We start from the raw sequence: 14154 nt of genomic DNA on the forward strand, positions 1-14154 counted from the left end.
GGGACGAACTTGCCCGCAGCCGCGTAATCGGGTGGCGTGGCCGCCGCCTGTCGCCGATCCGAGCAGCGTCCCGGATCGCCTGGCGGCGCCGGGAGCGGGGCCGGTCATGCGGCGTCGATATGCGGGGACCAGGTGCGTCGCGGCCGGCCGGGACCCGCAGGTATATCCGCCGCCGTGATCGGCGGGAGTGGCCGAGACCGGCGCCGTAGTGAACTGCGTGGCTACGTGCGACGGGCGAAGCGGCCCGGGTCGGCCTGGTCGCGGGGTTTGACGATGATCTGGTCGAGGTTCACATGCGGTGGGCGACTCGCGGCGAAGGCGACGATTTCGGCGATGTCCTGGGCGACCAAGGGGTCGATACCCTCGTAGACCTTGGCGGCGCGATCGGCGTCGCCGTCGAAGCGGACCAGCGAGAACTCCGTTTCGACCGCGCCCGGGGCGATCTCGGTGAGCCGGACCGGTTGCCCGAGCAGTTCCCCGCGCAGGGTGCGGTGCAGGACGGCCTGCGCATGCTTGGCGGAGGTGTAACCGGATCCGTTGTCGTAGGCGTGGAACGCGGCGACCGAGGTGATGGTGACGATCAGGCCGTCGCCGGAGGCGATGAGTTTCGGGAGCAGCGCCTTGGTCATCCGCAGGGTGCCCAGCACGTTGGTTTCCCACATCCAGCGCCAGTCGTCGAGGTCGGCGTCGGCGACCGTGGCCAGGCCCTTGGCGCCACCTGCGTTGTTGACCAGCACGTTGGCGCTCTCGACGGCCTCTGCGAACGCCCGCACCGATTCGTCGGACGTGACATCCAGCGGTAGGGCGGTACCGCCGATCTCGTCCGCCAGCTGCCGCAACCGCTCCACCCGCCGGGCACCCACGTACACGTGGTAGCCCTGTTTCGCGAGTTCCCGGGCGGTGGCTTCCCCGATCCCCGAGCTGGCGCCGGTCACAACAGCGGTACGAGTACTCATGGACCCGATCCTAAGCGTGGCCGCGGGCCGGCCCCGACCCCGTGGCGCCGGAGCGGCCGCGCGGGATAGAGCGCACTATGTACCCATGATCAAGGAAGTTCGCAGTATCGACGGAACCAGCATCGTCTACCGGACGGCGGGCGCCGCGGCCGCGCCGCCGCTGGTACTCGTGCACGGCTGGTCGGCCGATCTGCGCTGCTGGGGCCGGGTGTTCGACGAGTTCGCCGCGGACTTCCGGGTGATCGCCGTGGATCTGCGCGGGCACGGATATTCGGGGGCGCCGGCCGCGGGTTACGACGAGCCGAAGAACTGGGCCGGCGATATCGCCGCCGTACTGGCCGCCGAATCGATCGAATCGGGCGCGTTCCTGCTGGGGTGGTCCTACGGCGGGATCGTGATCAGCGACTATCTCGCCGAACACGGCACCGGCGCGCTCGCCGGGGTCGTTTTCACCGGCGCCATGGCCAATATCGGCCGGGATGTCCCGGGCGCCGAGGTGGGCGAAGCGATGCAACAGGCGATCCCCAGCGTGTTCGAGGAAAGCCCCGGCCGGGCCGTGCGCGGGTTCTCCGCCTTCGGCAACGCCAACACCGGACCCGGCCGGGACAAGGGTGCCGACGCCCAGCGGCTGTTCGGCGCGAGCCTGGCGACCCCACCTTTCGTGCGCAAAGCCCTGTTCTACCGCTCGGTGGACAACACCGAAACCCTGCGCGGACTCGACGTACCGGTGCTGGTCCTGCACGGATCGGCAGACCCGGTGGTCCCCGCCGCCGACGGCCGCTACATCGCCGACACCGCCCCACTGGGCCGCGCCTCCATCTGGGAAGACGCCCAGCACGGCCTCTTCATCGAAGACCCCGACCGCTTCGTCACCGAAGTCCGCGAGTTCACCCGAACCTGCACCCCACGCCCCTGATCTGCGACAGCCCGCATTGCATCAGTCGTTGCGACTCATGCAGCGAGGCGAAACCCAGTATCGGCCGGCGAGCCCGATATGACCGACGCCGACCACAGGGCAGCTCTCCCATATCAAGCACCCGCATATAGCCCACCTCCGTGGTTCGGGGCCCGTCTCGTTCTGGAGCGACGGAGCGGGGGAGCGAAGCGGAGGAGCGGAGGAGTGAAGAACGAGACAAAGGGGGCCCCGAACCCCGCGCCGCCGGAGGCGGCGCCGAAGACACTGTGATCACTTTCACCTCGAGGGAAGGAGTGTCCGGACCGGGGCGTTGCACCGTGCAATATGGACATCGTGAGTGAACGCCCGGACCGACGGCCGAACCGTATCGCCGTACTGACGGTGCACACCTCACCACTGGCCCAGCCGGGTACCGGGGATGCGGGCGGGATGAACGTCTACGTCCTGCAGACCGCCGAACAGCTGGCCCGGCGGGGGACCGAGGTGGAGATCTTCACTCGGGCCACTTCCTCGAATCTGCCGCCAGTGCAGGAAGCCGCGCCCGGTGTACTGGTGCGCAATGTGGTGGCCGGTCCGTTCGAGGGCCTGGACAAACACGATCTGCCGACCCAGCTGTGCCCGTTCACCGCCGAGGTGCTGCGGCAGGAGGCCCGGCAGGTGCCCGGCCACTACGACCTGGTGCACTCGCATTATTGGCTGTCCGGTCAGGTCGGCTGGCTGGCACGGGATCGCTGGCGGGTACCCCTGGTGCATACCGCGCACACGTTGGCGGCGGTGAAGAACGCCGCATTGGCCGAGGGCGATTCACCCGAGCCGCTGACCCGCGAGATCGGGGAGAAACAGGTGATCGCCGAGGCCGATCGGCTCACCGCGAACACCGCGCGGGAGGCCCGTCAGCTCGTCGACCTGTACGGGGCGCTGCCCGAACGGATCGATATCGTGCCGCCGGGCGCGGATCTGACCTGTTACCGCCCTGGTGACAAGGCGGCCGCGCGGGCCGAACTCGGATTGGCGGCGGGCGAGGAGATCGTGGCGTTCGTCGGCCGGATCCAGCCGTTGAAGGCGCCGGATGTGCTGGTGCGCGCGGTGGCCGAAGCGCTGCGTCGCCGGCCCGGCCGCCGGTTGCGGGCCGTGATCGTCGGCGGGCCGTCGGGTACCGGTCTGGAACGTCCGGATGCGCTCATCGAACTGGCCGCCCAGCTCGGTATCTCCGAGCACGTCACTTTCTTGCCGCCGCAGCCGCCCGGCCGGCTGGCTCAGGTCTATCGGGCCGCGGACCTGGTGGCCGTGCCGAGCTACAACGAATCGTTCGGGTTGGTCGCGCTGGAGGCGCAGGCCAGTGGTACCCCGGTCCTCGCGGCAGCGGTCGGCGGGCTGGGCACCGCGGTCCGGCACGAACACAGTGGGCTGCTGGTTTCCGGGCACCGCACGCCGGATTGGGCCGGTGCCCTGGAATACCTGCTGGACGATCCGGCCCGGCTGGCGGCGATGGGTGCGCACGCGGTGGCGCATGCGGCGGGCTTCTCCTGGGCGCATACGGCGGAGAAACTGCTCGACAGCTATACCGCCGCGTTGGCCGGTCACGGTCGCGGTCCCGCTATCCTCGGCGAGAACCAGGCCAGATCGCGGGCGCTGTGGCGGCGCCGGACGGGAGTGCTGCGATGAGCGAGGCGCCGGATACCGCGCGGATCGTCGAGGAAACGCTGCGCGACCGCGAGATCGAATACACCCATCCGAGCGCCGACGTGTTCGTCGCGGTCCTGCCCGGTGAGCGGAAACTGAAAACCAATGTGATGCTCACCGTGGGCGGGCACGGGGTGCGCTTCGAATCGTTCGTCTGCCGCAAACCCGACGAGAACTTCGAGGGTGTCTACAAGTACCTGCTGCGCCGTAACCGCCGGCTCTACGGCGTGGCCTACACACTCGACAAACTGGGTGATATCTATCTGGTCGGCCGGGCCGCCACCCATTCGGTGACGGCCGACGAACTCGACCGGATCTTCGGCCAGATCCTGGAAGCGGTCGACGGCGATTTCAACACCCTGCTCGAACTCGGCTTCGCCGAATCCATTCGCCGGGAATGGAAGTGGCGGGTCTCGCGGGGCGAATCACTGAAGAACCTGCGCGCCTTCGAGCATTTGGTGGACAACTCCGAAACCAACTGAGGTTCGCCGCAGATCATCGTGCCGGGCTCGGTGGCGCCACTCGCTCGATGAGGTCGAGGAGTTCCGTTCGCCGGTGGCGCAGGTCGTCGAGTTTGCCGTCGAGCGCGGTGAGTTCGGTACGCAAGGTGGGTTCCATGCAGGGTTCCACGTCCTGCTCGCCACCGCACGCACAGGCGAGCACCTCGCTGATCACCCGCACCGGCAGGCCCGCCGCGAGCAGCCGCCGGATCCGCGCGACATCGCGTACGGCCGTTTCGGGGTAGTCGCGATAACCGTTCGCGGACCTGTCCGGGGTGAGCAGTCCCCGCTCCTCGTAGTACCGCAGCAGTCGCTGACCGGTGCCCGTCGCCGCCGCGAGCTCGCCGATACGCATGGCACTCCTCCTCGTCCGAACCAGGTGAACCCGCGGCACCGATATTTCATTCCGGCCCTTGACCTTCACATGGTGTGAATGTGGACGGTGGAGTCCATGCGAACCGATTTCTCTTTCGACGACGACCTTCGAGTGCGCCGTATCGGCTTGGGCACCATGCGGATGGCGGATCGGCCCGACCAGCGGTCGGGGCCCACCGCACCGATCTGGTATCCGCCCACCGATCGCGCGGAACTGATCGGTTTCCTGCGTGACGCCGTGGCGGCCGGTGTCGACCTGTTCGATACCGCCGACGCGTACGCCCTCGGCGCCGGCGAGGAACTGCTGGCCGAGGCGTTGGCCCCGGTGCGTTCCGAAGTGATGATCGCGACCAAGATCGGGAACACCCGGCCGGCGCCGGGCGAGTGGGTTCCGGTGGGGCGCCCCGAATTCCTGCGCCAGCAGCTCGAACTGAGTCTGCGGCGATTGCGCACCGATCGGATCGATCTGCTCTATCTGCATCGCATCGATCCGTCGGTGCCGCTGGCGGATCAGCTGGGGGCGCTCGACGAGGCCCGGCGGCAGGGCTCGGTGGGCGCGATCGGAATCTCCGGTGTCGACGCCGCCGAGCTTGCCGCGGCGCGCGAACTCGTGCCGATCAGCGCGGTGCAGAACAACTACAGCATCGGCGATCGCACCCACGACGACATCGTCGAAATCACCCGTGCCGCCGGTATCGCCTTCGTGGCTTACTTCCCGCTCACCCTGGGTGCCGCTGCCACCGATCCGCGGGCGGCCGAGATCGCTGCCGCGCACGGCGCCTCGCTCACGCAGCTGGCGCTGTCGTGGTTGCTGCACCGGGGCGATCACCTGCTCGCGATACCCGGAACCACCGATCCGGGACATCTGAAGGACAATCTGGCCGCGGCCGGGCTGCGGCTCTCGGCCGAGGAGATGGCGGCGCTCGACGCGATCGCCGGAAAGGAGTCGTGATGACCGTCGTACAGCGCAACGGCCGGGATGCCACCGCCGCGGACCTGGCGCCGCTGGCCTTCGCCGGTTACGCCCATTTCACCGCCGCGCAGGTCCGTGGCGGCGGGATCCGTGGCCTGGATCTGCATCTGACCCGGTTGCGCGAGGCTTCCGTGCGGATGTTCGGCCACGCTCTGCCCGATGACCGGATCCGTGCCTATGTGCGGACGGCCTTGGCGGCCGGGCCGGCCGATGTCTCCCTGACGGTCACCGTCTACAGCCGGCCGGGTGAGTTCGTCGTCGCGCCGGGCGATACCGAACTCGATGTGCTGGTCCGTACCGGCCCGCCCAACGCGGGACCGGCAGGGCCGCTGGCGCTGACGGTGGTCGACTACGAGCGGCCGCTGCCCGGGATCAAGCATGTGGGCGAGGTCGCCAAGACCTTTTATATGCGTCAGGCGGTGGCGGCGGGTTTCGACGATGCCGCCTTCGTGGACAGGCGTGGCCGTTTCAGTGAGGCGACCATCTGGAATCTGGCGTTCCGCGAGGGCAATACGGTGGTGTGGCCGGAGGCGGATATGTTGATCGGCACCAGCATGGGCATCCTGCGTAGTCGGCTGGCCGAACTCGGCGTTCCCCAGCGTACCGGCCCCGTGACTCCCGGCGATCTGCCCCGGCTGTCCGGTGCGGTGGTGCTGAATTCATGGACGCCTGCGGTGCCGATCCGGCGCATCGGGACGGTGGACATTCCGGATTCGGAGGAGTTCGCGCAACTGCTGCATCGTGCGTACCGGGAAGAGCCGTTCGTCGCGCCGTGAGCCGCGGGTCCATCGTCGGTTCGGATCGACCGGGTCGGTGGTATCGGCCCCGGTGTCTCTCGACGGAGCGAACCCCGGCTCACCGGAGAAGCCACTGTCCTTCACGATCGCCCGGCGTAGGTGGGTGACAATCGGCTGATCGGAATTCGGGAGGTGCGGGTGGCGGTTCTGGCATTGGATATCGGGGCGACCAAATTCGCCGCGGGATCGGTCGACGATGCGGGTCGAGTGACCGCGGTCCGGCGGTCGCCGGTGCCGGCCGCGGGTGTCTGGGAGGTGTGCCGGGACCTGTTGCTCGCCGTCGCGGGCGGTGAAACGGTGACGGCGGTGGGGATCGGATCGGCGGGACCGGTGGATGTTCCGGCCGGGATCACGGGCCCGCTCAATATCCCGGAGTGGCGCTCCGGCTTCGGAATCGTCGCCGCGGTGAGTGCCCTTTTCCCCGGTGCGACCGTGCGCTTCGCGATCGACGGCGGGTGTCTCGCGCTCGCGGAACAGGATTCGGGTGCCCTGCGCGGCGTACGCAACGCGCTGGCGATGACGGTGTCCTCGGGTATCGGTGGCGGCCTTCTCGTGGACGGGCGAGTATCGCTGGGCCGCACCGGTAACGCCGGACATATCGGCCATATCGTCGTTCCGGGCTGGGATGTGCCGTGCGCCTGTGGTGGTGTGGGCTGTGTCGAAGCGGTGGCGAGCGGAATGTCCTCGGCGCGCTGGGCCCGGGAACAGGGCTGGACCGGGGAGACCGGCGCCGAGCTGGCGCAGGCGGCCCGCGGCGGCGACCCGATCGCCGCCGCGGCCCTGGCGCGCGCCGGCACCGCGCTCGGCCAGGCGATCAGTTCCGCCGCGGCGCTGCTCGATATCGACACCGTGGTGGTCGGCGGTGGGTTCGCCCACTCCGGTGAACCGCTCTGGCGGCCGCTGCTGGCGGCGGTCGACCGGCATGCGCGACTGAACTTCGTCCGCGGGCTGCGGGTCGAGCTGTCCCGGCTCGACGAGGGGGCCACCTTGGTCGGCGCGGGAGTCCTGGCGCGTGCTCGCAAAGATCCGTTCGGCTCCACGGGAACCGAGTCCGTCGGCTTCTGAACCGCCGTGACCTGGGACGTTACTGCTGCTACTGGCCCCGGCCGGTGCCGCTCACCGCGACCCCGCCCGTTCCCACCAGATCGTTTTGCCCTCGTCCGGTCCGGGCCACAACCCGCGACGCCGGAGGCGTCGCAATTTGTTCACCATGGCAGGATTACCGGTATGACCTACACCCTCGTTTTGCTGCGCCACGGCGAGAGCGAATGGAACGCCCTGAACCTGTTCACCGGCTGGGTGGACGTGCATCTCACCGACAAGGGCGTCGCCGAGGGTAAACGTGCCGGTGAACTGCTGGCCGAACACGGCATCCTGCCCGATATCGCCTACACCTCGCTGCTGCGGCGGGCGATCTCGACGGCGAATATCGCGCTCGACGCCGCCGACCGGCACTGGATCCCGGTGGTCCGGGACTGGCGGCTCAACGAGCGGCACTACGGCGCGCTACAGGGCAAGAACAAGGCACAGATCCGCGACGAATACGGCGAAGAACAATTCATGCTGTGGCGGCGCAGCTACGACACCCCGCCGCCGGAGATCGACCTCGGCGACGAGTACAGCCAATCCGGCGACGCGCGGTACGCCGATATCGAGGTACCGCGCACGGAATGCCTCCTCGACGTGGTGAACCGGATGGTGCCGTACTGGGAATCGACGATTTCGCGGGAACTGCGGACCGGGAAAACGGTGCTGGTGGCCGCGCACGGTAATTCGCTGCGCGCGCTGGTCAAACACCTTGATCAGATCTCCGACGACGATATCGCCGGGCTGAACATTCCCACCGGGATTCCGCTGCGCTACGAACTGGACGAGGATCTGCGGCCGGTGCGTCCGCGGGAGTACCTGGATCCGGAGGCCGCCGCTGCCGGGGCTGCGGCAGTTGCGAGCCAGGGCGGACGGTAAAGAACCAGTCGAGAGCGCCGCAGTCCGGGAAGGGCTGCGGCGCTGTATTTTTGGAGCCGCTCCGCGGCTTGGGGGCGGCTCCTCTTTGTGCGGGAATACGTAGTGGGGGCCGGGCAATGCGCAACGGGCGAAATCTGCTCGTGGAATTGTCGTTACCGGCCGGTAACGCTGTGTAAGCTCTCGATCATCCGACCAGTTCGAGAGGTGGATCACGGCCAATGAAGATCGTGTTACGTGCCACTGTGGCGATGGCGGCCGCATTACTGCTGGCTCCGCTGCTGGGTGGTGGGGCGGCAGCCGCACCGGTGGCCACCGGGCCGGACGGGGGTGCGGCCGGTGCGCAATGGGCGGCGACCCACGACGGGCCGCAGCAGTACCCGAATATCCACATCACCTGGGATGTGCCGATCACCATGAGCGACGGCACCGTGCTGAAGGCCAACGTGTACCGGCCCGCCGATGCCGCGTCCCATCCGATCGACACGCGCACGCCCGTCTTGGTGAATATGACGCCCTACACCAAGCTGGCGACCAATCTCATGGACCATATGAATTCGGTGCCGGGGATATCCGACGCCATGATGCAGCTGGCCCGCGATATCGATATGACGGGTACGCCGTTGTCCGGCCTCACCGATCTCACCAAGGCGCTGGGCGGCGGTGCGATGCGCAACTTCTCCGTCGACCGGCAGCTGGTGAAGAGCGGCTATGTCCAGGTCGTGGTGGATGTCCGGGGTACGGGGTTCTCCCAGGGCGTCTGGGATATGTTGCGGCAGCGCGAACAGGCCGACACCGTCGAGGTGATCGACTGGGCCGCGCGGCAGCCCTGGGCCGACGGGCAGGTCGGGATGACGGGGATGTCGTATTCGGGGATCAACCAGCTGCAGGCCGCCGAAAAGCATCCGCCCGCGCTGAAGGCGCTGTTCCCGGTGGTGCCGGGCAGTGATCTCGCGCAGGACGTACTCATGCCCGGCGGCGGTTTCGGGTTCAACTTCATTCCGCTGTGGATGACGCTGATCAACGCGACCAAATGGATGCCGAACGTGGAATCCATGGTCAACGGCACCTTCGATCCGGTGTGGCTGCACGACCGGCTCTCCTCGCCGTTCACCTATCTCGACGTCTTCCTCAACGCCTACACCACGCCGCGCGTCGAGGATCTGGATCCGCGGTTGCAGGAGATGATCCGCGGCGACAGCCCCGACCGGCAGGCCTGGCTGGGCGACCCGTCGCAGATCGAGGTGCCGACCTTCGTGACCGGTGGCTGGCACGATCTGTTCACCTACTCCGAATCGCAGATCTACAACGAAATGCCGCTGGTGCCGGGGCAGAAACAGCTGCTCATGGGCGATACGTATCACATCAACTCGGGTAGCGAATCCGGTAAACCGGGGCTGCCGCCGCGCCTGGACGTCCTGCAACGCGCCTGGTTCGACAAATGGCTGAAGGGGATCGACAACGGTATCGATCAATACGGCCCGGTGACCCTGCGCCAGCAGGGCGGCGGCTGGGTGACCCGGGACGGATTCGGGGAGAGCGCACCGGCGAACCAGCAGGCCGGGCACCGGCGGATGTATCTGTCCGCGGCGCCCAGCGGGACCGGCGGCCACAGCGTGCACGACGGGTCGCTGACCTCCGTCGCCGACAGCTCCGCTCGGCTGACCGTAGCGCCGGGACTCACCGGATTGTGTTCCAACGATGCCGGTCAGGCCACCGCGGGGGTTATCGCGATCGTCAACGCCTGTGGTGCGGATTCCCGGATCCAGGAGTCGAACGGGCTCACCTTCACCAGTGCCCCGGTCGCCGAGGCCGTCGATATCTCCGGGCCGATCGCGGTGCATCTGGAGACCGTGCAGGACGCGGCCGACGGGTATTGGTCGGTGACAGTGAACGATGTGGCACCCGACGGGCAGTCGCGGGTGCTGTCCTCCGGGCAGCTCATGGCCTCGCTGCGGGAGATCGACGAATCGCGCAGCAGCCGGTCGGCCAACGGCGACTACACCGATCCCCGGCCCTACGTCACGATCGAGCACCGGCGGCTCACCGTGCCCGGTGAGGTCACCACGCTCGATATCGCGGTGCCCGCGATCGAGGCGCGGCTCGAGCCGGGGCACCGGCTGCGGGTCGATGTCTACGCCGGCAATCCGCCCAAGGGGGTGCCGCCGCTGCCGATGCTCCTCGACACCGGATTCAAGCCGCAGCATGTGCAGCTCGACCCGAACCGGCCGAGTTTCGTGAACGTTCCGGTACGCGGAAACCCCGGTTGGTGAACACCCGCCCCGGATGGGCGGCCGACGCGAACCCCGTTGTGTCCCAGACGCAACGGGGTTCGGCGTCTTCGGGGAGGTGAACACGCCCGGGCCGATTCGAAACCCGGCCACTGCCGAACAATGCGTAAACGACGGGCAAACACCGCCGGAATCGCCCGTGACCTGCATGAAACTTCGCCGACCCCGGGTTTGTTTACGCGTTGTCGACCGTACGATTCTTGATGTGAGCGTTCCCCAGGCCGTACTGCTGGCAGTCCTGGCGGCTGTCGTCGGACTGGCCGTCGGCGGACTGGTGATCCCCTATGTGAACGCCAGGACGGCCCAGCGGCGGCAGGCCGATTCCGGTCTGACCATGTCCCAGGTTCTCGACCTGATCGTGCTCGCCTCGGAAAGCGGTATCGCCGTGGTGGACGAATATCGCGATGTCGTATTGGTGAACCCGCGCGCCGAGGAACTCGGCCTGGTGCGCAACCGGCTGCTCGACGAACGCGCGTGGGAAGCGGTGGAGAAGGTCCTGGCCACCGGCGAATCGGCGGAATTCGACCTCACCGCGGAAAAGCCCACACCCGGCCGGGGGCGGATCGCCGTCCGGGGTCTGGCCCGGCCGCTCTCGCCCGAGGAGACCAGTTTCACGGTCCTGTTCGCCGACGACGATTCCGAGCAGGCTCGGATGGAAGCGACCCGCCGCGATTTCGTCGCCAATGTCAGCCACGAGCTCAAGACCCCGGTCGGTGCGATGAGCCTGCTGGCCGAGGCGCTGCTGGAATCCGTCGAGGATCCGGAAGCGGTCCGGCATTTCGGTCAACGTGTCCTGGCCGAATCCAGCCGTCTCGGGAAGATGGTCACCGAGCTGATCGCGCTGTCGCGGCTGCAAGGTGCGGAGAAACTGCCCGAACTCGAGGTCGTGGACGTCGACACCGTGGTCAACCAGGCCGTGGACCGGTCCCGCACCGCCGCCGAAGCCGCCGGGATCACGGTCAGCACCGACCGGCCCAGCGGACTCGAGGTGCGCGGCGACGAAACCCTGCTGATCACCGCACTGTCGAATCTGGTGGAGAACGCCATCGCCTACTCGCCGCGGGGCTCACATGTCTCGGTGAGCCGCTCCATCCGCGGCAACTACGTCGCGATGGCCGTCACCGACCGGGGCATCGGTATCGCCAAGGAAGACCAGGAACGCGTGTTCGAACGGTTCTTCCGGTCCGATAAGGCGCGTTCCCGCGCCACCGGCGGAACCGGCCTCGGCCTGGCTATCGTGAAACATGTGGCCGCCAACCACAACGGTGAGATAACCCTGTGGAGCAAATTGGGCACCGGCTCGACATTCACCCTGCGCATACCCGCGCACCAGGAGGCCGACGGTAACGGTGCCGCCGGTCTGCCCGCGTTGACGAAGAGAGAACCCAGCCCGCGGCCGAACGGCACGGGCCGATCGAATGGTGTGGAGGCACGCAGATGACGAGTGTGTTGATCGTCGAGGATGAAGAGTCGCTGGCCGATCCGCTCGCCTTCTTGCTGCGCAAGGAAGGTTTCGAGGTCACGGTCGTCGGCGACGGCCCCTCGGCGCTCGCCGAGTTCGACCGCGCCGGCGCCGATATCGTGCTGCTGGACCTCATGCTGCCCGGGATGAGCGGTACCGACGTCTGTAAGCAGCTGCGCACCCGCAGCGGGGTTCCGGTGATCATGGTCACCGCGCGCGACAGCGAGATCGACAAGGTGGTCGGCCTGGAACTGGGCGCCGACGACTACGTCACCAAACCGTATTCGGCCCGCGAACTGATCGCCCGGATCCGGGCGGTGCTGCGCCGCGGCGCCGGCGACGAACTGGATTCCGGCAGCGAGAACGGTGTCCTCGAGGCCGGCCCGGTGCGGATGGATGTGGACCGGCACACCGTGCTGGTGAACGGCAACCCGGTGACGCTGCCGCTGAAGGAATTCGATCTGCTCGAATACCTGCTCCGCAATTCCGGCCGCGTACTCACCCGCGGCCAGTTGATCGACCGGGTATGGGGCGCCGACTACGTCGGCGATACCAAAACCCTCGATGTGCACGTCAAACGGCTGCGCTCGAAGATCGAGGCCGATCCGGCCCGCCCCGAGCACCTGGTCACCGTGCGCGGCCTGGGGTACAAACTCGAAGCCTGAGCGCGTCAGGCCCGGAGGCGGTAGCGGAGCGTCACCACGTAGGGCCCGTGCTCGGGCGCAATGGACACAGCCTGAGCGCGTCAGGCCCGGAGGCGGTAGCGGAGCGTCACCACGTAGGGCCCCGCGCTCGGGCAGAATGGGCAGAGCTCAGGGGAAGTAGATCCAGACTTCGCCGACGGGTGTATCGGTGCGGTGCAGGGGCGCCCAGCCGAGGCCGTCTTCCTGGCTGCAGTCGTAGCGGGGCACGGTGGTCCCGTTGCCGCGGCAGACGATACTGCGCCCGGTGCCGTGCGGGCTGAGTACGAGCTGTTTACCCGAATCCCGGGCGGCGAGTGCGTTCGGTGCGCCGAGCGGTACGAAGTCGGCGGTGTGGTCGGAGAACTGATGCGGGTCCGCGGCCGGCTGGGCGTTCGCCCACGGCGCCGCCGCGGTGATCATGACCGCGGCGAGGGCGGCGGCACCGGCGGCGCCGAAACGCAGAGCGAGCGGCCGGGTGCGGACCGGCGGTATCGCGGTCCGGTTGGTCCGGTTGTGCGAAGAGGTGCGGCGAGTCCTGCGCAGTCGCATGGCGCGGCCTCCGGTGAGGGTGGGATCTATCGCAGCTCGAGTCCCAGAATTTTATCGGGTTTGGCGGGAAACCCGTTCTGACGCGCCTGGGCTTTGCGACGTGCCCGGGTGGTCGCGGGGTGTTCCGCGGCGATCTGCGTGCCCTCGCGGCGGCGCAGCTGTCGTTCCAGTTCCCGGTAGGCGGGTTCGCCGAGCAGTTCGATGAGTTCGGCACGATAGGCCTGCCACACGGGGCGCTCGCCGATATGCGCATCGGGCGAGCCGGAGCAGTACCAGTCGAGGTCGATACCGCCGGGGCCCCAGCCGCGCCGATCGTATTCGGTGATCACCGTTCGCAGGATCTCCACGCCGTCCGGCCTGGTCACGTACTCCTGGGTGCGGCGGATCGGCAGCTGCCAGCAGACGTCGGGTTTGACCGTATGCGGTTCCAGGCCCCGGCGCACGGCCATGATGTGCAGAGCGCATCCGGCACCACCCGGGAAATCCGGCCGGTTCAGGAAGATGCAGGCATCGTTGTAGCGGCGGGTGCGTTCGGCGGGCTCGTCGTCGAGATCGTCGGTTTCCAGATAGGTCTTCCGGCTGATCTTGCCCTTGTCGTCGCGCGCCACATCCATCAGCTGCCAGTCCTCGGCGGTCAGCATTTTCACCGCCTTGCGCAGGCGTTTGCGATCGTCGTCGTCGGAGAGGAACGCGCCGTGCGTGCAGCAGCCGGCATCCGGTTGTTCGGCGAGGATGCCCTGGCACGCGGGGGTGCCGAAAACGCAGGTCCAATGGGAGAGCAGCCAGGTGAGATCGGCCGCGATCAGATGCTCGTCATCGGCCGGATCCACGAACTCCAGCCACTCCCGGGGGAAGTCGAGCGGCACTTCCTGGCTCGGCCGCATCTTCGGCATCGGAAGATCGGTCGGAGCGGGTGCGGAGTCGTTCGTGGCTGCGCCAGACGTCACAACCCCTAACGCTAACACCACGACCAGGTCGATTGCTGTTCAGGTGGACCAAGTACCGTG

At 67.9% G+C, this 14154-nt stretch carries 14 protein-coding genes; 10 read left to right on the forward strand and 4 right to left on the reverse strand.

Annotated elements, in window-relative coordinates; translation table 11 throughout:
• Window positions 1-221: 221 nt before the first annotated feature.
• On the reverse strand, window positions 222-956 hold the full coding sequence (locus tag ACQEVO_RS33365; protein WP_432920844.1) for an SDR family NAD(P)-dependent oxidoreductase: 735 nt from the start codon (window positions 954-956) through the stop codon (window positions 222-224).
• Between the two features lie 85 nt (window positions 957-1041).
• On the opposite strand from ACQEVO_RS33365, the gene ACQEVO_RS33370 reads away from it, so the two are divergent.
• The 3 genes from ACQEVO_RS33370 to ACQEVO_RS33380 all read left to right on the forward strand — a co-directional run bounded on the left by ACQEVO_RS33370 (window position 1042) and on the right by ACQEVO_RS33380 (window position 4037).
• The gene (locus ACQEVO_RS33370) at window positions 1042-1872 is read left to right on the forward strand and encodes an alpha/beta fold hydrolase (RefSeq protein ID WP_432920847.1); all 831 of its coding nucleotides are present in this window, start codon (window positions 1042-1044) and stop codon (window positions 1870-1872) included.
• Between the two features lie 324 nt (window positions 1873-2196).
• Entirely contained in the window at window positions 2197-3537 is a 1341-nt protein-coding gene (gene mshA, locus ACQEVO_RS33375; RefSeq protein ID WP_432920850.1) for a D-inositol-3-phosphate glycosyltransferase, read from the forward strand.
• The gene (locus ACQEVO_RS33380; protein WP_432920853.1) at window positions 3534-4037 is read left to right on the forward strand and encodes a YbjN domain-containing protein; all 504 of its coding nucleotides are present in this window, start codon (window positions 3534-3536) and stop codon (window positions 4035-4037) included. The genes mshA and ACQEVO_RS33380 overlap by 4 nt, the downstream gene beginning before the upstream one ends.
• A gap of 13 nt (window positions 4038-4050) precedes the next feature.
• Here the strand turns inward: ACQEVO_RS33380 and ACQEVO_RS33385 are convergent, their stop codons facing one another.
• Window positions 4051-4410 (reverse strand): MerR family transcriptional regulator, encoded by a 360-nt coding sequence (locus ACQEVO_RS33385; RefSeq protein ID WP_432920856.1) that lies wholly within the window; start codon window positions 4408-4410, stop codon window positions 4051-4053.
• Between the two features lie 96 nt (window positions 4411-4506).
• On the opposite strand from ACQEVO_RS33385, the gene ACQEVO_RS33390 reads away from it, so the two are divergent.
• The 7 genes from ACQEVO_RS33390 (at window position 4507) to ACQEVO_RS33420 (ending at window position 12580) form a co-directional block, all read left to right on the forward strand.
• A complete protein-coding gene (locus tag ACQEVO_RS33390; protein ID WP_432920860.1) occupies window positions 4507-5382 on the forward strand; it encodes an aldo/keto reductase in 876 nt (291 codons plus the stop codon).
• Window positions 5382-6179 (forward strand): aminotransferase class IV family protein, encoded by a 798-nt coding sequence (locus tag ACQEVO_RS33395; RefSeq protein ID WP_432920863.1) that lies wholly within the window; start codon window positions 5382-5384, stop codon window positions 6177-6179. Before ACQEVO_RS33390 ends, ACQEVO_RS33395 begins: the two co-directional genes overlap by 1 nt.
• Before the next feature lie 159 nt (window positions 6180-6338).
• Window positions 6339-7265 (forward strand): ROK family protein, encoded by a 927-nt coding sequence (locus tag ACQEVO_RS33400; protein WP_432923285.1) that lies wholly within the window; start codon window positions 6339-6341, stop codon window positions 7263-7265.
• A gap of 153 nt (window positions 7266-7418) precedes the next feature.
• A complete protein-coding gene (locus ACQEVO_RS33405) occupies window positions 7419-8165 on the forward strand; it encodes a phosphoglyceromutase (RefSeq protein ID WP_432923288.1) in 747 nt (248 codons plus the stop codon).
• A gap of 218 nt (window positions 8166-8383) precedes the next feature.
• Complete coding sequence (locus tag ACQEVO_RS33410; protein ID WP_432920866.1) at window positions 8384-10435, forward strand: CocE/NonD family hydrolase; 2052 nt, start codon at window positions 8384-8386, stop codon at window positions 10433-10435.
• Window positions 10436-10658: 223 nt separating this feature from the next.
• Window positions 10659-11894 (forward strand): sensor histidine kinase, encoded by a 1236-nt coding sequence (locus ACQEVO_RS33415; RefSeq protein ID WP_432920869.1) that lies wholly within the window; start codon window positions 10659-10661, stop codon window positions 11892-11894.
• Window positions 11891-12580: a response regulator gene (locus ACQEVO_RS33420; protein ID WP_432920872.1), complete on the forward strand. Its 690-nt coding sequence runs from the start codon at window positions 11891-11893 to the stop codon at window positions 12578-12580. The genes ACQEVO_RS33415 and ACQEVO_RS33420 overlap by 4 nt, the downstream gene beginning before the upstream one ends.
• A 147-nt stretch (window positions 12581-12727) precedes the next feature.
• Here ACQEVO_RS33420 and ACQEVO_RS33425 read toward each other — a convergent pair whose 3' ends face one another.
• Together ACQEVO_RS33425 and ACQEVO_RS33430 are read right to left on the reverse strand one after the other, a co-directional pair.
• A complete protein-coding gene (locus tag ACQEVO_RS33425) occupies window positions 12728-13147 on the reverse strand; it encodes a hypothetical protein (RefSeq protein WP_432920875.1) in 420 nt (139 codons plus the stop codon).
• A 26-nt stretch (window positions 13148-13173) separates the two neighbouring features.
• Entirely contained in the window at window positions 13174-14031 is an 858-nt protein-coding gene (locus ACQEVO_RS33430) for a hypothetical protein (RefSeq protein ID WP_432923291.1), read from the reverse strand.
• Window positions 14032-14154: the final 123 nt, after the last annotated feature.

The organism is Nocardia sp. CA-290969 (assembly GCF_050936135.1).
In the GTDB taxonomy this organism is placed as follows: Bacteria; Actinomycetota; Actinomycetes; order Mycobacteriales; family Mycobacteriaceae; genus Nocardia.